A 20,591-nucleotide genomic window follows, 5' to 3' on the forward strand; every position below is an offset into this window, starting at 1 on the left:
CATGCTCGCACGCCACGCTGCTCTGGAGGATCCCGGTCTCGAGGGTTTCGACCTTCGCCTGCCCGGGCTTCTCGTGGGGCTGGTGGCGCTTGCCAGTGTCCTCGCGCTCGCCTTTCTCGCCGACCGTCCGATTGCGGCGGTGGGCGTGGCGGGGGCGGGGCTGCTGCTCGCTGGCGCGGGCTGGCGCCTGTTCCGCCGGTCCGATTCCGGAGAAGAGCCCGATCCGCAAGCAGAGCCGCTCGAGGCGTTCGGACTGGCGAAGGCGGCATTGCATCTGTCCGACGCGGCGGTGGCCGTCACCGACCTTTCGGGGCGGCTGCTGCTCGCCAATCGGGCCTACGACGAGCGCTTTTCGGGGGGCGACGATCCACTGACGCGCGGGAACGCGCCGGAGATGCTGGTCCGACGCGCCAAGGCCGACGGGCGTGCCGAGACCGACCTGCAACTCGGCGACAAGGCCGTCGGGACGACTCGGGTCGAGCGGATCGGGCACGACCCTGGTGCGCTCTTGCTGTGGCATTTTCCCGTCGCGGCGCAGCCAGACCCGCTCCAGATTGCCAAGGCGCGGGTCGCGGGAAAGATGGGCGAAAGGCTCGCGGCGGCCGGCGTGCTCATCGCGCTCGGCGATCAGGAGGGTCGATTGGTTGCCGCGAACACCGCCTTTCGCGATCGCGCGTTCGACCGGGTGCCGACCGATCCACCGCGTCTCGACACCCTGTTGCAGCAGGACGACAACGGCAATCTGCGGTTCGTGTCCGAAGGCGAGGGAGCCAAGGCGCTGCGGGCGATCCACGTTCCGATGGACGTCGATCGGCCCGAAGGTGCCGGGACGTTGCTGCTGTTCGAGGCGCAGGACAATATCGGCCTCGCCTCCAGCGAGAACGTGCAGGCGTTGCTCGAACTTCTGCCGCTCGGGCTTGCCTTCGTCGATCGCGATGGACGCTTCCTCACCATGAACCGAGCGTTCCGGGTCGCCGGCGGGATTTTGGATGCGGACATGCCCGCCTATCCCGGCGACCTCGTGGTCAAGGAGGACAAGGGGACCGTCGCCGACAATGTCCGTCGGCATGCCCGCGGGCCCGCCATGTCGAACGACATCGCCGTCCGCCTCGTGCGCAATCCCAAGGAGCCGGTCGCGCTGACGGTCGCAGGACTGCGCGGGATCGGGGAGGCGACCGTGCTCCTCCTTCTCAAGGACAATAGCGAGGAAGCCAAGCTCAAGCGCCAGATCGCGCAGGCCACCAAGATGCAGGCGGTGGGCCAGCTAGCGGGCGGGGTCGCGCACGATTTCAACAATATCCTGACCGCCATCATCGGCCACTGCGACCTGATGCTGATGCGGCATACGCCGGGCGACAGCGATTACGACGATATCCAGCAGATTAAGTCCAACTCCAACCGCGCCGCAGGTCTCACGCGCCAGCTGCTCGCTTTTTCGCGTCAGCAGACCCTTCGCCCACAGGTGCTGCAGCTTGCCGATGTGGTCGCGGAAGTCTCGCACCTCCTCAAACGGCTCCTCGGTGAAACGGTCGAACTGAAGGTGAAGCACGGCCGCGATGTGGGTCTCGTGCGGGCCGATCCGGGTCAGATGGAGCAGGTCATCGTCAATCTCGCCGTGAACGCGCGGGATGCGATGCTCGACAAAGGGGGCGGCACGCTCACCATCCAGACCTACAAGGTACGCGCCGACCAGGTCGCCGATATCGGCAGCGAGATCCTGCCGGTCGCCGATTACAGTGCCCTGTCGATCACCGACACGGGGTCGGGAATCGAGGCGTCGGTGCTGGGCAAGATTTTCGAACCCTTCTTCACCACCAAAGAAGTCGGCAAGGGCACCGGACTGGGCCTCTCGACCGTGTACGGGATCGTCAAGCAGTCGGGCGGTTACATCTTCGCCGACAGCAAGGTCGGGGAGGGGACGAGCTTCTCCATCTATCTGCCGGTCCACGAGGTCGCCGCCGAGGAACGCGCCCGCCCGGCGGGCAAGGCCAAGGAGCCGGAGAGCGAATTGTGGGGATCGGGCACGATCCTGCTGGTGGAGGACGAACCGATGGTGCGCACCGTGGCCGAACGCGCGCTGACCCGCCACGGCTACGAGGTTCTGACGGCGACCAACGGCGAGGAGGCGCTGGAAGTGCTTGCGACCACGGACGACATTGCGCTGCTGGTCAGCGATGTCGTGATGCCGATGATGGACGGGCCGACCATGGGCCGCGAGGCGCGCAAGGACCGTCCCGACCTGCCCATTCTCTTCATGTCGGGCTACGCCGAGGAGCAGCTTCGCAAGTCGATCGATATCGACAACGTCAACTTCCTGCCCAAGCCGTTCAGCGTCCAAGAACTGGCCGAAGCGGTGCGCGCGGTCGTCGAAGAATCGGCGACGGCCAAGAAGAGACTTTAATTTCCCCTCCCGCGTGGGTATCGAACCTCCAGTATGCCGTCGTCCCTCTCCATCATGATCGTCGAAGACGAGCCGCTCATTGCGATGATGCTCGAGGATTTTCTCGATTCGCTGGGGCACAAGGTGCTGGAAACCTGCGAAAGCGTGGCATCGGCGCTCCACTGCCTCGAAAGCGAAACGCCCGATCTCGCCATTCTCGACGTCAATGTCGCGGGTGAGGAGGTCTGGCCCGTTGCACGCGTCTTGCGGGACAAGGGAATTCCCTTCGCTCTGGCGACCGGTGGCCTCGTCCAGTCCGCGCCCGAAGGGTTCGAGGACCTGCCGACGTTGGCAAAACCCTACACGATCGACCGTGTCGAACCGGTGATCGAAGAAGCGATGGCCTCCGCGAACAGTGCCTGACGGGTGCGCCGCATCCTCGCAATTGTCGTAATTGCCCTTGTCGCAACGGTGGTGCTCATGATGGCGCTCGAGGAACGACTCCTCTTCCCCGCCCATGCGGTCGGCGAAAGCGGGCCGCTACCGTCGCGGGCAGCACCGATCCAGACGGTCTCGGCGGATGGCTATCGCCTCGTCGGCATTCATGTGCCGCCCGCGCGATCGAGCGATCTCCTCGTTCTCGTCTTTCCCGGCAATGGCTGGAACAGCGGCGATGCGGCGACGCTCGTCCATTCGCTTTATCCCGACGCACATGTCGTCAGTTTCCACTATCGCGGCTATCGCGAATCCGAGGGCGCAGCGAGTGCGAAGGCAATCTTGGCGGACGCTCCTTTAGTCCTGGACGCCGCGGCGAAGGACACAGGAGCGTCGCGCGTTCTGCTGGTCGGAATGAGCATCGGGACGGGCGTTGCCACCCATCTGGCCGCCGAGCGCGAGGTGGAAGGCGTCATTCTGGTGACGCCGTTCGATTCGCTGCGCAAGGTCGCCTCCGACGCCATTCCGATGCTTCCCGTCGGGAGCCTGTTCCGTAACGAGATCGCGTCCGCCGATGCCCTGGCCGGTCAGACCGTTCCCGTCGCCATCATCGAGGCCGAACGCGACGAGATCATTTCATCAGCGCGGACCGACGGGCTGCGGGCGGTCGCCGGGAATCTCGTGCTGGATCGCACGATCGCCGGAGCGGGGCATAACGATCTTTACGGGCGACCCGATTTCGCGGCAGCCATGGCGGACGCGCGCGCAGCGATCGAAGGGGCATAGGCCCTCGTCGTTCTCCACTTGTTCTTCTAGAACAAACTGTGTACATCAAGCCTCTGGCCGCGGCAGTCTGCCGCCGGCATTGACGAAAGGGGATGGATGATGGCAGCCCAGTTGAAAGTCGTGGATTCGGGGAAAAAGAGCATGGATAGCGACCGGCAGAAGGCCTTGGACGCCGCCCTCGCGCAGATCGATCGCGCGTTCGGGAAGGGCTCGGCGATGAAGCTGGGCAGCCGTGAGAAGATCGAGATCGACAGTGTCTCGACCGGTAGCCTCGGGCTCGACATCGCACTGGGCATCGGCGGTATCCCTCGTGGACGCGTCGTCGAGGTCTACGGGCCGGAAAGTTCGGGCAAGACCACGCTCGCGCTTCATTGCATCGCCGAGGCGCAGAAGGAGGGCGGCACCGCCGCCTTCGTCGATGCCGAACATGCGCTCGATCCCGTCTATGCCCGCAAGCTGGGCGTCGACATCGACGAGCTGATCGTTTCGCAGCCCGACACCGGCGAGCAGGCGCTGGAGATCGTCGATACGCTGGTGCGGTCGAATGCCATCGACGTGCTAGTGGTCGATTCGGTTGCCGCGCTGGTGCCGCGCGCCGAGATCGAGGGCGAGATGGGCGACAGCCACGTCGGGCTTCAGGCCCGTCTGATGAGTCAGGCGCTGCGCAAGCTCACCGGCTCGATCAACCGTTCCAAGACCACCGTCATCTTCATCAACCAAGTGCGGATGAAGATCGGCGTGATGTACGGCAACCCGGAGACCACGACGGGCGGAAACGCGCTGAAGTTCTACGCGTCGGTCCGTCTCGACATCCGCCGCACGGGTCAGATCAAGGACCGCGACGAGATCGTCGGCAACTCGACCCGCGTGAAGGTCGTGAAGAACAAGGTCGCTCCGCCGTTCAAGCAGGTCGAATTCGACATCATGTACGGCGAAGGCATCTCGAAACTGGGCGAGATTCTCGATCTCGGCGTGAAGGCCGGATTGGTCGAGAAGTCGGGGAGCTGGTTCAGCTACGACTCGACGCGGATCGGGCAGGGGCGCGAGAACGCCAAGCAGTTCCTCAAGGAAAACCCGGAGATGGCCAACGAGATCGAACAGGCGATCCGCGGCAATCGCAAGGAAGAGCTTGAAGAAGCGATGATGACCGGGCCCGAGCCCGACGCGGACTGACCGCTGCGAACGGCGGGTTGGAATCGTCTCCGACGACGACGACGACCCGCTATTCGCGTACCGGTCCCCGAAGTTCGGGCGGTTCCTCGTCGCGCTTGGCGAAGAGCCGCCCGCGTTCGGTCCAGAGCACGATGGCCATCGCCCCGACACTCGAGCAGAGCAGGCCCATGACGAAAGGGCCGACGGTGCCGTCATAGGCCTGACCCACGATCAGCCCCAGAACCGCGGCCATGACCGTGCCGATGGCTCCCTGCACCGAACTGGCAGTCCCTGCGATCGGTGCCATGTTGGTCATGGCCAGCGTGCCGAAATTGGCCGTGGTAAAGGCGAAAGCGGTCAGCGCCGCGCTCATGAAAAGGGTGAAGCTCAGCAGCGTCGATCCGACCATCATGTGCCACAGAAAATGGCTGGTCGTCGCGACGAGAAACAGGACCAGCCCCCCGTGCCCCGCGGTCCGCAGCCCGATGCGTTCGACGATACGGCTGTTCCCCCAACTCGCGAGGCTCATCGGTGCGGCCACCGCTGCAAATACCCAGCCGATCGCTTCGGGCCGGCCGAACGTGTCGCCGACGATCTGCTGGACGGAGGCGAGATAGGCGACGAGCGTCAGGAAGACGGTACCGAGCGCGAGTGTGTAGCCGATCGACAACCGGTCGATCAGCGCGCCCTTGAACCCTTCGAGGATGGTCCGGATTTCGATCGCGCGGCGAAATTCGGGTTTGAGCGTCTCGGGCAGCCGGATGGTGCCCCATGCCAGAAGTACGACGCCGTAGGCCACCAGCATCCAGAAGATCAGCCGCCAGTTCCCGCCCAATAGGATGAGCTGGCCCAGCGAGGGGGCCACCACGGGCACCACCATGAACACCATGTAGGTAAGGCTCATCACCCGCGCCATCCGCTCGCCCTCGTACAGATCGCGGACGATCGCGAGCACCAGGATCCGGCTTACCGACCCGCACGCACCCATGAGAAAGCGCGCCGCGATCAGCAGCGTGAAGTCGCGCGCCGCCGCCGCGAGGATGCCGAACGCGATGTAGCCGCTGATCCCGAGGGTGAGCACGCGCTTGCGGCCGTAGCGGTCGGCCAGCGGCCCCCAGAACAGCTGGCTCGCGCCGAAGCCCATCATGTAGGCGACGATGACATATTGCTGCGCGTTGGCCTGCACGATGCCGAGTTCCGCGCCGATGGCGGGCAGGGCCGGCAACATCGTATCCAGCGCGAGGGCGTTCATCGCCATCAGCCCCGCGAGCAGCGCGACGATTTCGCGTTCGCCGCAGCGGCGTTTCGTGGGGGTCGGGAGGGAGGCGGGAGCGTGCATCGCCGCTCGCTGGCCTATCGTCGAACGACATGCAACAAGCATCGCCGAACCCAGCAAGGAAAGCCCCGCGATGATCACCGTTCACCATCTCGAAAACAGCCGCTCCCAACGCATTCTCTGGCTGCTGGAGGAATTGCGGCTCGATTATGAGATCCGCCGGTACGAACGCGACCCCAAGACGATGCGGGCGCCCGCTTCGCTCAAGAAGGTGCATCCCCTCGGCAAGTCCCCGTTGATCGAGGAGGATGAGGTCGTGATCGCCGAAAGTGCCGCGATCATGGAATATCTGATCGCGCAGCACGGTCGTTTCGGGGCGCCGGAGGATCCGATCCTCGCACGCCATTATCATTTCTACATGCACTATGCCGAAGGCTCGCTCATGCCGCCGTTGTTCGGCACCCTCATCGTCAAGCGCCTGGGTTTGCTAGGCTTTCCTGCGCGAAAGCCGCTGCGCGCGATGCTGCACGAGCATTTCGCCTTTCTGGACCGCGAACTGGCGGGTCGCGAATGGTTTGCGGGCGATCATCTGACGGCCGCCGACATGATGATGAGCTTTCCGCTCGAGGCCGCGCAATCGCGCGCTGGCCTCGACGAGCGCTATCCCAACATCCGCGCCTGGCTGAAGAAGTGTCACGAACGGCCTGCCTATCAGGCCGCGCTCGCGCGGGGCGGGGACTATGCATACGCCTGATGTCCGCGCCTAGTTGACGGGCGCATCCGCCGTCCGCACAACCGGCGGCGATCAAATTTACGGGGAAACGGACAGACATGACGGACGAACTGGCAACGCCCAAGACGGGCGGTATCGGCCTGCAATGGCAGATGCTCATCGGGTTTCTCGTCGGCCTTGTCGCCGGTCTCATCGTCTATGCCACCGCGCAGGATGCGGGTTGGGTCGAGACGGTCAGCGAGGTCACGGGTTTCGTCGGCCAGCTGTTCCTGCGCCTTCTCTTCATGCTCGTCATTCCGCTCCTCTTCTCCGCGCTGGTCGTGGGTATTGCGGAGATGGGCGACGCGCGAAGCCTCAAGCGGGTCGGCCTCAGGACTCTGTTCTACACGGTGATGCTGTCGAGCGTCGCGGTGGTGATCGCACTGGCCGCGGCCAACATCTTCCAGCCCGGGGCGGGGGTCGATCGCGCGATCGCCGAAGGCCTGCTCGCCGATGCTGCCGACGGCGCCGCTGCAATCATCGACCGCAACGCCGAAACGCCCTCGGGTCTAGACGCGGTCCTCGCCATCGTGCCGTCCAACGTCTTCAGCGCGATGAGCGCCAACGATATTCTCGCGGTGATGTTCTTCGCGCTCTTCTTCGGCATCGGCCTGCTGTTCACCGACAGCAAGCAGGCGAACCTGCTGCAGGCAGGTATCGAGGGCATTTTCCACGTGACGATGAAGCTCATCATGTGGGTCATCCGCCTCGCGCCGATCGCGATCGCCTGCTTCATGTTCAATCTCGCCAGCGCATTCGGGTGGGATTTGCTGTTGCGCCTCGCCGCCTACGTCGGCGTCGTGCTGCTGGCGCTCGCGATCCACATGTTCGTGATCTATCCTATCGTGCTGCGGCTGTTCGCGGGGGTGAGTCCGATCTGGTTCTTCCGCAACGTGAAGGAAGCGATGCTGATCGCCTTTTCAACCGCAAGTTCGAACGCCACGCTGCCCTATGCGCTCAAGGTCGCCGACGAGAATCTGAAGCTGCCGCGCGCACCGGCCCGGTTCGTCCTCACGATCGGTGCGACCGCCAACCAGAACGGGACGGCGATGTTCGAGGGGATCACGGTGCTTTTCCTTGCGCAGTTCTTCGGTGTCGATCTGACCCTGGGGCAGCAGGTCATCGTTCTTCTGATGTGCATTCTGGGCGGGATCGGCACGGCGGGCGTGCCCGCCGGGTCGCTGCCGGTGGTGGCGCTCATCCTTGCGATGGTCGGCGTGCCGCCTGCGGGGATCGGCATCGTGCTGGGCGTCGACCGACTGCTGGACATGTGCCGCACCACGTTGAACGTCACGGGTGATCTCGCCATCGCCACGCTGGTGAGCAAGGGCGAGAACGACAACCGCGACCGCGAGGTTTCCGACCTCCAGACCGCATGACGCTGGACGACCTGCCGGAACGCTATTCGACGATCCTTTGCGATGTCTGGGGCGTGCTGCACGACGGGGCGCGCCTGTTTCCCGGGACGGTCGACCGATTGTCGCGGTGGAAGGACGAGGGGCGCACGATCGTCGTCATCACCAACGCCCCGCGACCGGCCGACCGGGTGATCGCGGATCTGGAGGCCATGGGCCTGTCGAGCGATCTTTGGGACGGCCTGATGTCGTCGGGGCAGGCGGGGATCGAGGCGCTGACCGATCCTCCGCGCGCCGTCGGGTTCGAAGGCAGTCGTTTCGACCATGTGGACCTGATCGCGCACGGCGTGACGATTGCCGAACCGGGCGAGGAGGTCGCCGAAATCGCGCTGACGGGGCTCGACGAACATCGCGCGAGCGTCGCGGAATATGAGGCCGAGATTGCGCGATGGGTCGAGCGGGGCCTGCTCGTCCATTGCCTCAACCCGGATCGCATCGTCATGCATCGCGGCCGCGAGGTCGTCTGTGCCGGGGCGATCGCCGACGAAGTGGCGGCGCGGGGAGGGCGGGTCCAATTCTACGGAAAGCCCCACCGCCCCATCTACGAACAGGCGCTGAAGCTCGCCGGCGGGCCCGACCCCGCGAACGTGGTCATGGTCGGCGACAATCCCGCGACCGATATGCTCGGCGCCGCGCGAATGGGCATGGCGGGCGTGTTGGTGGGGAGCGGCGTTTCGAACGCCGGACATGATTGGGGCGCCGAGTTCGAAAACTGGCGCCCCATGATGACCGTCGAGGGTCTGTAGCGACCTAGGCGGCGTCGCCGGCGATCAGGTAACGCTGTTCCTCGGCATTCTTGATCAGCGCGGCCTGCAGCTTTTCGAACGCCCGCACTTCGATCTGGCGGATCCGTTCGCGGCTGACCCCATAGACCTGACTGAGATCTTCGAGAGTTTTCGGATTCTCGGTCAGTCGGCGTTCGGTCAGGATGTGCTGTTCGCGTTCGTTGAGCGCGTTCATCGCTTCCATCAGCAGTTCGTGTCGAACCTGCCGCTCCTCGTCGTCGGCGACGATTTCGTCCTGCAACCGCTCCTCCGACTGAAGGGTATCGAGCCACTGCGTGTCGCCTTCGTCGTCGGCGCCGCGCATGGGCGCGTTCAGGCTGGTATCGCCGCCGCGCGCCATGCGGCGGTTCATCGAAACGACGTCGGCTTCGGACACGCCCAGTTCGGTCGCGATTTGCGTCACATCCTCGGGCTTCAGATCGCCTTCCTCGAACGCTTCGATCTGGTTCTTCATTCGGCGAAGGTTGAAGAACAGCTTCTTCTGCGCCGCGGTGGTGCCCATTTTCACAAGGCTCCACGAGCGCAGGATGAATTCCTGGATCGAGGCGCGGATCCACCACATCGCATAGGTAGCAAGCCGGAAACCGCGCTCGGGCTCGAACTTCTTGACGCCCTGCATCAAGCCGATGTTCCCTTCGGAAATCAGCTCCGAGACGGGCAGTCCATAACCGCGATAGCCCATCGCGATCTTCGCCACCAAGCGGAGATGCGAATTGACCAGTTCGGCCGCCGCTTCGGTGTCGCCATGCTCTTTCCAGCGGGTCGCGAGCATATATTCGTCCTCAGGGGTGAGGATTGGGAATTTCTTGATCTCCGACAGATACCGGTTGAGGCCGTCTTCGCCTCCGGTGCTCGGGATCGATAATGCTCCGCTCTTGGCCATTCTTGCTCCTCATGCGCCCCCGCCAGCGGCGCGATCTCTCATGCGGCTTTCTTAGCCGCTCCTAACCTATACGTGAAGCGCGCTCAGAAGTTGCGTCATGTCCGACGGAAGCGCGCTGGTGAACGACAGACGGTCGGTCGTGGCCGGATGGGTGAAGCCCAATCGTGCCGCGTGCAGAGCCTGCCGGGAAAAATTCAACTCTTTCAATAACGTGCGGTGTTCCTTTTTGATCCGACCATAGAAGGGGTCGCCGACGAGCGGATGCCCGATCGACGCCATGTGAACCCGGACCTGGTGCGTCCGCCCGGTGTCGAGGCGACATTCGACTAGTGTCGCGGCTTTCAGGTTCTCCTGCCGGGTCCAGTGGGTGACGGCCCGTTTGCCGCGCCCGCCCTCGACCACCGCCATCTTCTTTCGATTGGTCGTCGATCGGGCCAGCGGCGCGTCGATCGTTCCCGACGGCATCCGCATTTCACCGGATGCCACCGCGAGGTAGCGTCGGTCGATACTGTGTGCCGCAAACTGTTTCGCGAGCCCGACGTGCGCTGGATCGGTCTTCGCGACCACTAGGAGGCCCGATGTGTCCTTGTCGATCCGGTGCACGATCCCCGGCCGCGCGACACCGCCGATCCCCGACAGCCGTCCGGCACAATGATGGAGCAAGGCATTCACCAGCGTACCGTCCGGGTTGCCCGCGGCCGGATGCACCACCAGCCCGGCGGGCTTGTCGACGACCAGCAGATGATCGTCCTCGTGAACGATGGTGAGTGGTATATCCTGCGGTTCGGCATGGTGCGGGCGCGGTGCGGGAACGCTCAGGATGTAGCGTTCATCGCCCTTCAGCTTGATCGCCGGATCGCGAACCGCGCCGTTTGTGCCCTCGAGAGCGCCCGATGCGATCAGTTTCTTGACCCGTTCGCGCGACAGGGTGCCGACGACGTCGGTGACCGCCCGGTCGAGCCGCCAGCCGCGCTGATCCTCCCGGATCGCAATGTCGTGACGCCCCCCGCCCATTTCACCGAAATGGGGAGCGGGTCGGGGCCGTTCAAGAACGACGGCAAGCTTTCCCCTTGCAACGTCGCGCCGCGCTGGCCCATTGAGGCGCGCATGACCGATCACGACTTCGCCGCCCTCCTGTGCAGCCGCCTTTGCCACGATCTCATGAGCCCCGTCGGAGCGCTCAACAACGGCCTCGAACTGCTCGAGGACGAGAAGGACCCGGCGATGCGCGAGCAGATCGTCGAGCTGCTGGGCGACAGTGCAACGGCGACAGCGACCAAGCTCAAGTTCTTCCGACTGGCCTTCGGCGCTGCGGGTGGGTTCGGAGCCGAGATCGATACCAGCGAAGCCCGCACCGTGCTCGAAGGACTGTTCGCGCAGGAAAAGAAGGTCGCGGTGAACTGGATGGTCGAGGAGCCGCGCCTTCCCAAGGACGCGGTGAAGCTGCTGCTCAATCTTGCGCTGGTGGCGGGCGATGCTCTCGTGCGTGGAGGTCAGCTCGACGTCGGCGCGGAAAAGCGCGTCGGCGAGGTCGAACTGGTGATCCGTGCCGAGGGGCCGCGTCTCATCCTCGACAAGAAGCTGCGCGCCATGCTCGAAGGCGCGCCCATCGAGGGCGAACCCGAACCGCGCGCCGCGGGCGTCCTTCTCGCGCAGAAGCTGGCGGCGGAGCAGGGCGGCTCGATCCGCTTCTCCTCGCCCGCCGAAACAGTGATGATGATCGGCGCGACGCTCGCCGCCTGACGGGCAGGAATCCCGAGCAACCGCTAACGCGGCTTTAACCCTTAATCGTCATGACGGACCGGAACAGACACCGGGACGATGCACGCATGGACGATCTGATTGCCGATTTTGTCGCGGAAAGCCGCGAGATGCTCGAGAGCCTGGGTGGCGAGATCGTCGCTTGGGAAGCAGAGCCGGGCGACCGTGCGCGTCTCGATAATATCTTCCGCTTCGTCCATACCGTGAAGGGTAATTGCGGCTTCTTCGACTTTCCGCGTCTCGAGGCCCTCAGTCACGCAGCCGAAGATGCGCTGTCCGACGTACGCGCCGGCCGACGTCAGCCCGATGCCGCGATGGTCAGCGCCGTGCTCGCCATCATCGACAGGATCGGCGAGATGATCGAGATCATCGACCGCGGAGAAGCACTGCCCGACGGAGACGACGGCGCGCTGATCGCCGCCATTTCGGGTCGGGGAATAGTCGAGACGGCGCCTGCCGCTCCGCTCCTCGCCGCCGGTCCCGCCGATGACAAGATCGCGCCCGCCGTCGCACCCCGCACGATCCGCTTGTCCGTCGAACTGCTCGACCGCGTTATGTCGGGTGTAAGCGACATGGTGCTGGCGCGCAACGAACTCGCCCGCCGTCTGCGCGAGGCCGACGAGGACCCGGCCGTCGCGGGCGCGTTCGAGCGACTGTCCTCGATTATCGCCGACATGCGCGACAGCATCACCCGTACCCGCATGCAGCGCATCGAAAACCTTTTCGTCGCCATTCCCCGCCTCGTCCGGGACCTGTCGGGCGAATTGGGCAAGCAGGTGATGGTCGACATCGATGGGGGCGATGTCGAACTCGATCGCGAAATGATCGAGATGATCCGCGATCCCCTGACGCATATCATCCGCAATGCGGTCGATCACGGCATCGAGAGTCCCGCAGACCGGCTCGACGCCGGCAAGCGCGAGAACGGCCTGATTACCGTTTCGGCGCGCCAGTCGGGAAACCAGATCCTCATCGACATCCAGGACGACGGCAAGGGCATCAGCGCCGACCGGCTCGTCGAAAAGGCGATCGCCACCAAATTGATCGACAAGCGCACCGCGCGCGACCTGACCCATGCCGAGAAACTGGGGCTGATTTTCGAGGCGGGCCTGTCGACCGCAGCCGAGGTCACGTCGGTCTCGGGTCGGGGCGTCGGAATGGACGTGGTTCGTTCCAACATCGAACGGATCGGTGGGACGGTCGAAGTTGGCAGCACGCTTGGCGAAGGCACCCGCATGACGCTGCGCGTGCCGTTGACGCTCACCATCATTCCCGCGCTGACTGTCTCGATCGGCGACCAGCATTTCGCCATTCCCCGGAGCGCGATCGAAGAAATCGTTCGCGCCAACGGCGACAGCGTGACGTTGGAGCGGGTCGGCGGCGCCGGAGTGGCGACCATCCGGGGACGCCGCGTTCCCGAGATCGCGCTCGCGGATGTCCTTGGGCTCGACAGCGATTTGGCCGACGAGGCACGAACCCTGGTTGTCCTGCGACCCGCGGGCGGCGATGTCTACGCTCTGGCGGTCGACCGGATCCACGATCACGAGGAACTGGTGGTCAAACCTGCGGCGCCCGCGGTGATGGCGACCGGACTCTATGCCGGCACCACGCTGGCCGACGACGGGTCGCCCATCCTGCTGTTCGACGCTGCCGGACTGGCGCAAGTCGGCGGCATAAAGCTGGAAACGCAGGATCGCTCGGCACGGGTGGCGGAGGATCGGCAGGCCGCCAACGACGATGCGGTCGAACTGCTGCTGTTCCGGGCGCTGGGTGGCGAGCGGCGAGTCGTGCGGCTCGGCACCGTCGACCGGATCGAGGACGTTCCGGTGGCCGCTTTCACGCAGTGTGCCGGGGCGCTCCGCGTCACGCTGGGCGACCAGTTGCTGCCCGTTGCGGGCTTGAACTCGCTCGAGGAACTGGACGGGCGCCAATCTGTGCGGCTGTTCCGCCTGTCCGACGGCAGCCGCGAGATCGGCTATGCCTTCGATACGGTCATCGACTTGAAAGCGCTCAGCCACGACGTCATCGCGGCGGGACAGGAAGGCGAGGTCGCGGGCGTCAGCCTGGTTGGCGAGGAGCCGGCCGAACTGGTCGATACCCATTATCTTTTCGCGTCGCTGAGCGAAGACGGCCGCCGCGCCGGCAGCGACCTCGTCTGCGCATTGCCGGCGGACGATCCTTGGATGAAGAACATGCTCCGCCCGATCGTCGAGGCCGCGGGCTATCGGGTCGTGGCGCTGGGGAGCGAGGCGGCTGCGGAGGCCGACCTGGTGATCGACGCACGCCCCGATGCCAGCGCGCCCGAGGGCGGCAAGGCGCGGCTCGTGAAGCTGCGCGCGACGCCCGACGGCGATGACGACAGCATCTATCGATACGATCGTGCGGGCCTGCTCATGGCGCTCCGCTCGGTCGCGAAGGGAGCCGCCTGATGAACCTGCTTCTGATCGTGACCATCGGGGATACCCGTGTCGCGCTGGACGCCGCGCGGATTGAAAGCGTGATCGAACTCGATGCGCTCAGCCCCATTCCGCGCGCACCCACGCATCTCGCGGGCCTTTCGGCGCTTCGCAGCCGCGTGCTGACCGTCGTCGACTGCCGTCGGGCGCTCGGGCTCGGCGCCTCGAATTTCACCCCCGGCGCGATTCACGAAGCCGCCGTTGTGGAGGTGGAAGGGCATCACTACGCACTGTCCGTCGACAGCGTCGAGGATGTCATCGAGGGCGAAAGCAATCCGACGCCCGTTCGCGCCAATATGGGGGAGGGGTGGGAGCGTGTCGCTCTGGGCATGGTCGAGACCCACGAGGGTCCGCTGCTGCTCGTCGATATCGACAAGCTCATCGCCGGCCCCGACGCCGAGGAAGCGCGCGCTGCTTAACCGCCTGTTACCACTTTTCCGCTATCTGCGTATCTGAACACTAGCCAAGGGCCCATCCCCATGAAGACCTGCCTGATCGTCGATGACAGCAAAGTGATCCGCAAAGTCGCGCGTCATATCCTCGAAACCCTCGACTTCAAGGTCGAGGAAGCGGGTGACGGCAAGGAAGCCCTGTCGCATTGCGAGCAGGAAATGCCCGACGTGGTCCTGCTCGACTGGAACATGCCCGTGATGAGCGGGATGGAATTCCTGAAGCTGCTTCGCCAAGGCGGTCACGCCGATCAGCCCAAGGTCGTCTTCTGCACCACCGAGAACGACATGGCGCATATTCGCGCGGCGCTGGAAGCCGGGGCGGACGAATATGTGATGAAGCCGTTCGATCGCGAAACGCTGCACGTCAAACTGCAACTCGTCGGCGTCGCCTAGAACAGGAGCACCGCATGGGCGGGGTGCTCGCATCTCTTTCCCGCAGTGATACCGGACGCGGCGATCCCGCGACGGTGAAGCTGATGGTTGTCGACGATTCCACCGTGGCGCGCGCCGTGTTGTCGCGAATGATCGAAAGCGATCCGCAGTTTCGCGTCGTCGCCGACGCGCCGACCGCCGAAGATGCGATCGCACAACTCGCCCGTGTCGATACCGATATCGTGCTCCTCGACCTCGAAATGCCGGGGGAAGGGGGGCTGAAGCTGCTTCCCAAGATCATCGAGGCATCGCGCGGGGCGCAGGTCCTGGTCTGTTCCTCGCTGGCCGAGGAAGGAGCGCAGGCGACGATCTCCGCGCTAGCGATGGGGGCGTCCGACACCATTCCCAAGCCCGGCACCGGCCGGTTCGGCGGAAGTTTCTCCAGCGTCCTCATCGACAAGCTGCGCGCGTTGGCGCGGTCGGGCGCGGTTCCCAAGTCGGCCATCCCCGTTCCGCCCGCGCGCCTTGCGCAATTGCGCGAGGATCATCTCGGGCCCGTCGACGTCCTGCTGATCGGCGCATCGACCGGGGGCATCCACGCGCTCGGCCAGTTCCTGCGTGCGCTTCCGGCGCGTATCGGCATTCCGATCTGCATCACGCAACATCTGCCCGCCGCCTTCATGCCGGTGTTCGCGCGTCAACTGACCCAGTTCGCCAATCGCCCCACGCACGTCGCGGAGGATGGTCATCCCCTGCTTGCCGATCGCATCTACGTCGCGCCCGGCACCCACCATCTCGAGATCAAGGCGACGACGCAGGGGCTGATGGCCCGGTTGACCGAGGGCAAGTCGGCGTCAGGCTGCCTGCCGTCGGTCGATCCGATGTTCGCCAGCGCGGCCGAGGCCGTCGGACAGCGCGCCTGCGGTGTGATCCTTACCGGCATGGGCCGTGACGGGACGGCAGGGGCGCAGCGCCTCGTCGCGTGCGGATCGGTGGTGATGGCGCAGGACGAAGCTTCCAGCGCCGTATGGGGAATGCCCCGCAGCCTTTTCGAAGCGGGGCTGGCTTGCCGTCTCGCACCTCCCGGCGATCTTGCCGGCTTCGTTGCCCGCAGAATGGAAAGTGCCGCGTAATGGCCATCAGCGATTCCTCAAGCCGCATTCTCGCCGGACTTCTCGAGGCCCGCACGGGGCAACAGCTCACCATGAGCCGTCGCTGGCGCATCGAGACCGCGCTCCAGTCGGTCCTGCGCAAGCGTCAGATCGATTCCATCGACGAACTCATCACCATGCTGGTGACCAACAAGATCCCGATGCTCGCGGACGAGGTGGTCGAGGCACTGCTCAACAACGAAACCTATTTCTTCCGCGATCGTGCGCCGTTCGAGATGCTCGAGCGAGATCTTCTGCCCGAACTGCGTATCCGGCGCGCCGCCGAGAAGAAGATCGCGATCTGGTCCGCCGGCTGTTCGACGGGGCAGGAAGCCTACAGCCTCGCGATGATGTTCGCCGAGGACCCGGTCGCCTGGGCGGGTTGGAAGATCGAGATCGTCGGCACCGACGTCTCGGGCGCCGTCATCGACCGGGCCCGCGACGGTCACTTTTCCCACTTCGAAGTACAGCGCGGCCTCGGCATCCAGCAGACGGTCCGCTGGTTCGAGGAAGAGGGCGATCATTGGAAGGTCGCCGAGGCGCTCAAGGCCAAGGTACGGTTCGAGACGCGCAACCTGTTCGACACGCCGCCGCGCCCGGGGCGTTTCGATCTCATCTTGTGTCGGAACGTGCTGCTCTATTTCTGTGCACAGCGTCGCGCCGATGCCTTTGCCAATTTCGCCAAGGTCCTGAAACCCGACGGTGGCCTGTTGCTCGGCGCCGGCGAAACCGTGATCGGCCAGACCAACGCCTTCGTGGCCGACCGCGTGATGCGCGGAATCTACCGCCTCGACGGCTCGGAAAATGCCGATCGCCGCGCCGCGAGGGCTTGACCCGGTGGGCCGTGCGTGGCCCTAATCGTGCCGCATGCGGATCATCGAGCGCCCATCTCCCAATCGTAACGAGCGGCAGCTGCCGGTCTCGATGATTGTGCTCCACTATACCGGGATGCCCACCGCCGAGGCTGCGCTCGACAAGATGTGCAGCGCCAACGGCGGCGTGTCCGCGCATTATTGCATCACCGAGGACGGGACGATTTACCAGCTCGTCGACGAGGAGGAGCGCGCTTGGCACGCGGGTGTGAGCTACTGGCGCGGCATCAGCGACGTGAATAGCGCTTCGGTCGGGATCGAGATCGTCAACCCGGGTCACGAGTTCGGCTATCCCGACTTTCCCGACGAGCAGATCGCCGCGCTCATCCCGCTCTTGTCAGATATCAAGAACCGTCACGGGGTCAGCCGTGGAAATGTCGTCGGTCATTCCGACGTGGCGCCGACGCGCAAGGTCGATCCGGGGGAGAAGTTTCCCTGGCCCGCACTGGCGAAGCGTCGCCTGGCGCTGCCCAGCCCGACGCGCGATCTGATGGATCCCTTCTGGACCGATGCGGGCTTCATGCTGGCGCTCGAACGGTTCGGCTACGACGTCACCGACGAGAAGGCCGCCGTCGAAGCGTTCCAGCGACGTTTCCGTCCCGACACCATCGACGGCATCATCGACGGTGAATGCCGCGCCAAGCTGCTGTCGCTCTTGCTGCCACGCCCGCAATAGCCCATATCGCGCTGCGCCAGGGGACCGGGCGGCCGCGGCATGTTCGCATGTCGAGGAAAGTCCGGGCTCCACGCAACGACGGTGCCGGGTAACGCCCGGCGGGCTCGTTTCTTCGGGGACGGGTTCAGGGACAGTGCCACAGAAAGCATTCCGCCGCGCTTCGGCGTGGTCAGGGCGAACGGGTGCGGTAAGAGCGCACCGCGCGCATCGGCAACGATCGCGGCACGGTAAACCCCACCGGGAGCAAGGCCGAATAGGGGCGGCACATGGGCCAGTTGCGGCTCGTCGCCCGGGTTGGCTGCTGGAGCGCGTCGGTAACGGCGCGCGCAGATGAATGGTCGCCCATCCTGCCCTTGCGGCGGGTGGACAGAACCCGGCTTACAGGTCCCCTGGCATTTTTGATTTTGCTGCGAAGAGAGAGTAACCCGGTTCCGTCCGAGCAGGGGGAAGCGATGGGACGGCTGACTCGGTTTCTTGTCCTCACCTTCGTGTGGAGTTGGGGCTGGTGGGCGCTCCTGATGGCGATCGGATACGAACCCGCCTCGGCAACCGCACGCCATCTCACGACGCTCGGTACCTTCGGTCCCGCCATCGGCGGTGTCGTCGCACTGCGCCTGACCTCACCGGATCGGCAATGGGGCGTAGGGACACCCGGATTCATCTTCGGTATCGTGCTCGGACTGGCGGCGATCCTGATAAACCTCTCCGTGTTCACCGATACGGTTTTCGTTCATCCCGCTCGGCCCGATCCGCTCGATGCAGCGAGCTTCGGGTCCGGCCCCGCGTTGGCCGCTCGCCGCGGCGATCCTGCTCGTCTCCGGTTATGTCTTCGGTTCGATCGGTGCTCCCGACCGAAGCGTCGCCGCCTATTTCAGGGGTCTCCGACCGGACCGGCGGGCGCTCCTGATGACGCTGCCGGTGTTGCTGCTCATGCCAGCCATTCTCTTGCTCGGTCATCTTCTCGAGCGACTGATGGGAGGTAGTCCGCCGATACCCTACGTCTTCACCGCCTCTCCGCTCAACTGGCTCCCGACCATCGTGTTCGGGCTCCTCAGCGTGGCCGCGCTGACGGGCGGGAACGAGGAGCATGGATGGCGAGGGGTGATGCAGCCCGTCCTCCACAAACGGGTCTCTCCGCTGGTCGCTGCGATCATGATCGCGGTGGTCTGGGACGTCTGGCATTTCCCGCTCCATCTCGCCGGCGCCTACGGCGACAACATGGACCTGATGGCGATCTTCCTGCAGCGGCTACCCGGGCTTGTCCTTCAGTCGATCGTCCTCGCTGCGATCTATCAGTGGAGCAAGGGATCGATATACCTCTGCATCCTCTATCATGCGTCCATCAACACGATGGTGGGTTTCTTCGCCGGAAACGATACGCAACTCTATCCGATCCTCGTGGGTGTCGTGGTGGCCGCCGGCCTGACGGTCGGCCTGCAACTGTGGAAGCGAGACGGCTTTCGACCCGCGGCGCCACGGGGGTAGGCAGCGCGTCGCTGGCTCCCTAGATGGAGCGTATGCCGCGTGCACGACGATCCAACGACTGGGGTTTTCCCCGCTGGCGCTCCTATGGTGAATCCAGCCGCGAGGCCGCGAAGGTGCGCCTGTGCGACCGCGTCGACTGCACCGAGGCGGGAGACCGGCCCGCGCCCAAGGCGCCCAATAGCCCCGAACGCTGGTATTTCTGCGAGAAACACGCTGCGGAGTACAACAAGAACTGGAACTACTTCCAGGGCTTGTCGAAGGAGGAAGCGGCCAAGCGCGCGGCCGAAGAGAATCGCGACGCGGAAGGGTTCCGTCAGAGCGCCCATTACGAATGGGCCGGCTCGGGCGATGGCAGCCGGAGCCGCGAGGAGATGCGAGCGCTGAGCCTGTTCGACCTCGACGCTCACGCCGAGTTCGCGGAAATCCGGAAGGTCTATCGCGCCCGCGCCAAGGAATTGCACCCCGACGTTAATCCGGGCGATGAGGAAGCCGCTGCGGAATTTCAGAAGGTGAAGGCCGCCTACGACGTTCTCAAGAGCGCGGAGGACCGTCGCCGAGCGCTGGGCTAGGGCTCGATGATGTAGGTGCCGGTGGCGTGGGCCAGCGGACTGCCGTCGGCAACCCGCGCCACGCCGCGAACGAAGCCGACGTTTCTCGTCAGCTTGAAGCATTCGCACCGGGCCGTGATCGTCCCGTCGTCGAGCGTCGCGGGGCGCAGATAGTCGAGGCGCAGGTCGATCGTCGCGATCGGCAACAGCTTGCCCATCGCCTGCCACACCGCTGCACCTCCGCAACTGTCGAGCAAACCGACGATCGCTCCCGACGCCAGAATGCCTTCTTCGGGTACGCCGACCAGTTCGGGCTTGGGATCGAGGCACATCTCGATCCAATCCTCGCCCTCGTCGTGGAAGGTATAGCCGAGCGCACGGCCGTGTCCGACCTTGCCCGCCATCCGCAGGAATTGGGGGAGATCGAAACCCGGACCCGGCGCGACCGTCTCGCCGCTCATTGCAGGCGCTCGGCGGTTTCCTTCACCAGCGCGATCATGTTCGGGATGCCCTGCGTGCGGTTCGACGACAGTTCGTTCGCCAGATTGAAGGGTGCCAGCTTTTCATGAATGTCGGTGTCGGCGACCTCGCGAGCGGGCCGGTCCTGGACCGCGCTCAGCACAAGGGCGACGACGCCCTTGGTGATCGCCGCATTGCTGTCGGCAAGAAAGTGCAGCGTATCGTCCTGCTGCGTCGGATAGACCCAGACGCTGGCCGAACATCCGCGCACCTTGGTCGCGTCGGTCTTCAGGGCGTCGGGCATGGGTTCGAGCTTGCGCCCCAGCTCGATCAGCAGCCGGTAACGGTCCTCGCTCTCCAGGAATTCATATTCTTCGGCGATGTCGGACAAGGGGGGCAGGGGCATGGCCGCTGACTAGCGGGAGCGCGTCAGTCGCGCAATTCCTCGATCTGCCGCGTGAGCGTGTCTTCCTTC

General features: G+C 64.9%; 21 protein-coding genes and 1 other RNA gene. 17 read left to right on the forward strand and 5 right to left on the reverse strand.

The features are described from left to right. Position 1: 1 nt before the first annotated feature. The 4 genes from WJT74_RS03995 (at position 2) to recA (ending at position 4,774) form a co-directional block, all read left to right on the forward strand. Positions 2-2,401, forward strand: coding sequence for a response regulator (locus WJT74_RS03995; RefSeq protein WP_343347132.1), 2,400 nt, complete (start codon positions 2-4; stop codon positions 2,399-2,401). 33 nt (positions 2,402-2,434) lie between these two features. Further along, positions 2,435-2,803 carry a response regulator gene (locus WJT74_RS04000; RefSeq protein ID WP_343347134.1) on the forward strand — a complete coding sequence of 123 codons (369 nt, stop codon included), beginning with the start codon at positions 2,435-2,437 and terminating at the stop codon, positions 2,801-2,803. A gap of 57 nt (positions 2,804-2,860) precedes the next feature. Further along, positions 2,861-3,601 (forward strand): alpha/beta hydrolase, encoded by a 741-nt coding sequence (locus WJT74_RS04005; RefSeq protein WP_343347136.1) that lies wholly within the window; start codon positions 2,861-2,863, stop codon positions 3,599-3,601. Between the two features lie 99 nt (positions 3,602-3,700). Further along, complete coding sequence (gene recA, locus WJT74_RS04010; protein ID WP_343347139.1) at positions 3,701-4,774, forward strand: recombinase RecA; 1,074 nt, start codon at positions 3,701-3,703, stop codon at positions 4,772-4,774. 49 nt (positions 4,775-4,823) lie between these two features. Here the strand turns inward: recA and WJT74_RS04015 are convergent, their stop codons facing one another. Then, positions 4,824-6,092 (reverse strand): multidrug effflux MFS transporter, encoded by a 1,269-nt coding sequence (locus WJT74_RS04015; protein ID WP_343347141.1) that lies wholly within the window; start codon positions 6,090-6,092, stop codon positions 4,824-4,826. Between the two features lie 70 nt (positions 6,093-6,162). Between WJT74_RS04015 and WJT74_RS04020 the strand changes: the two genes are divergently transcribed. The 3 genes from WJT74_RS04020 to WJT74_RS04030 all read left to right on the forward strand — a co-directional run bounded on the left by WJT74_RS04020 (position 6,163) and on the right by WJT74_RS04030 (position 8,962). Beyond that, positions 6,163-6,783 (forward strand): glutathione S-transferase family protein, encoded by a 621-nt coding sequence (locus WJT74_RS04020; protein WP_343347143.1) that lies wholly within the window; start codon positions 6,163-6,165, stop codon positions 6,781-6,783. Between the two features lie 77 nt (positions 6,784-6,860). After that, entirely contained in the window at positions 6,861-8,180 is a 1,320-nt protein-coding gene (locus WJT74_RS04025; RefSeq protein WP_343347145.1) for a dicarboxylate/amino acid:cation symporter, read from the forward strand. Further along, complete coding sequence (locus tag WJT74_RS04030) at positions 8,177-8,962, forward strand: TIGR01459 family HAD-type hydrolase (protein ID WP_343347148.1); 786 nt, start codon at positions 8,177-8,179, stop codon at positions 8,960-8,962. Before WJT74_RS04025 ends, WJT74_RS04030 begins: the two co-directional genes overlap by 4 nt. 4 nt (positions 8,963-8,966) lie before the next feature. Here the strand turns inward: WJT74_RS04030 and rpoH are convergent, their stop codons facing one another. Both rpoH and WJT74_RS04040 read right to left on the reverse strand, forming a co-directional pair. Continuing rightward, entirely contained in the window at positions 8,967-9,884 is a 918-nt protein-coding gene (gene rpoH / locus WJT74_RS04035; protein ID WP_343347151.1) for an RNA polymerase sigma factor RpoH, read from the reverse strand. A gap of 66 nt (positions 9,885-9,950) precedes the next feature. Beyond that, positions 9,951-10,898: an RluA family pseudouridine synthase gene (locus WJT74_RS04040; RefSeq protein ID WP_343347153.1), complete on the reverse strand. Its 948-nt coding sequence runs from the start codon at positions 10,896-10,898 to the stop codon at positions 9,951-9,953. Positions 10,899-10,991: 93 nt separating this feature from the next. On the opposite strand from WJT74_RS04040, the gene WJT74_RS04045 reads away from it, so the two are divergent. The 10 genes from WJT74_RS04045 to WJT74_RS04090 all read left to right on the forward strand — a co-directional run bounded on the left by WJT74_RS04045 (position 10,992) and on the right by WJT74_RS04090 (position 19,678). Continuing rightward, a complete protein-coding gene (locus WJT74_RS04045) occupies positions 10,992-11,627 on the forward strand; it encodes a histidine phosphotransferase family protein (RefSeq protein WP_343347155.1) in 636 nt (211 codons plus the stop codon). Between the two features lie 86 nt (positions 11,628-11,713). Continuing rightward, on the forward strand, positions 11,714-14,074 hold the full coding sequence (locus WJT74_RS04050) for a chemotaxis protein CheA (RefSeq protein WP_343347157.1): 2,361 nt from the start codon (positions 11,714-11,716) through the stop codon (positions 14,072-14,074). Beyond that, entirely contained in the window at positions 14,074-14,520 is a 447-nt protein-coding gene (locus WJT74_RS04055) for a chemotaxis protein CheW (protein WP_343347160.1), read from the forward strand. The genes WJT74_RS04050 and WJT74_RS04055 overlap by 1 nt, the downstream gene beginning before the upstream one ends. A gap of 60 nt (positions 14,521-14,580) precedes the next feature. Next, positions 14,581-14,946 carry a response regulator gene (locus WJT74_RS04060; protein ID WP_343347162.1) on the forward strand — a complete coding sequence of 122 codons (366 nt, stop codon included), beginning with the start codon at positions 14,581-14,583 and terminating at the stop codon, positions 14,944-14,946. Between the two features lie 14 nt (positions 14,947-14,960). Then, positions 14,961-16,058 carry a chemotaxis-specific protein-glutamate methyltransferase CheB gene (cheB, locus tag WJT74_RS04065; RefSeq protein ID WP_343347164.1) on the forward strand — a complete coding sequence of 366 codons (1,098 nt, stop codon included), beginning with the start codon at positions 14,961-14,963 and terminating at the stop codon, positions 16,056-16,058. Next, positions 16,058-16,909 carry a CheR family methyltransferase gene (locus tag WJT74_RS04070; protein ID WP_343347166.1) on the forward strand — a complete coding sequence of 284 codons (852 nt, stop codon included), beginning with the start codon at positions 16,058-16,060 and terminating at the stop codon, positions 16,907-16,909. Before cheB ends, WJT74_RS04070 begins: the two co-directional genes overlap by 1 nt. A 34-nt stretch (positions 16,910-16,943) precedes the next feature. Continuing rightward, the gene (locus WJT74_RS04075) at positions 16,944-17,624 is read left to right on the forward strand and encodes an N-acetylmuramoyl-L-alanine amidase (RefSeq protein WP_343347168.1); all 681 of its coding nucleotides are present in this window, start codon (positions 16,944-16,946) and stop codon (positions 17,622-17,624) included. Between the two features lie 16 nt (positions 17,625-17,640). Then, positions 17,641-18,021, forward strand: an RNA gene (gene rnpB / locus WJT74_RS04080) — RNase P RNA component class A. A gap of 359 nt (positions 18,022-18,380) precedes the next feature. Further along, positions 18,381-19,109, forward strand: a complete 729-nt coding sequence (locus WJT74_RS04085; RefSeq protein WP_343347170.1) for a CPBP family intramembrane glutamic endopeptidase — start codon at positions 18,381-18,383, stop codon at positions 19,107-19,109. Positions 19,110-19,141: 32 nt separating this feature from the next. Further along, positions 19,142-19,678, forward strand: a complete 537-nt coding sequence (locus WJT74_RS04090) for a J domain-containing protein (RefSeq protein ID WP_343347173.1) — start codon at positions 19,142-19,144, stop codon at positions 19,676-19,678. On the opposite strand, the gene WJT74_RS04095 is transcribed toward WJT74_RS04090, so the two are convergent. Together WJT74_RS04095 and WJT74_RS04100 are read right to left on the reverse strand one after the other, a co-directional pair. Beyond that, entirely contained in the window at positions 19,675-20,118 is a 444-nt protein-coding gene (locus tag WJT74_RS04095) for a PaaI family thioesterase (protein ID WP_343347175.1), read from the reverse strand. The genes WJT74_RS04090 and WJT74_RS04095 overlap by 4 nt on opposite strands. Continuing rightward, entirely contained in the window at positions 20,115-20,516 is a 402-nt protein-coding gene (locus WJT74_RS04100; protein WP_343348092.1) for a SufE family protein, read from the reverse strand. Before WJT74_RS04100 ends, WJT74_RS04095 begins: the two co-directional genes overlap by 4 nt. Positions 20,517-20,591 lie beyond the last annotated feature (75 nt).

The sequence above is a fragment of the Sphingomicrobium sp. XHP0239 genome, from assembly GCF_039555325.1.
Lineage (GTDB): Bacteria > Pseudomonadota > Alphaproteobacteria > Sphingomonadales > Sphingomonadaceae > Sphingomicrobium > Sphingomicrobium maritimum.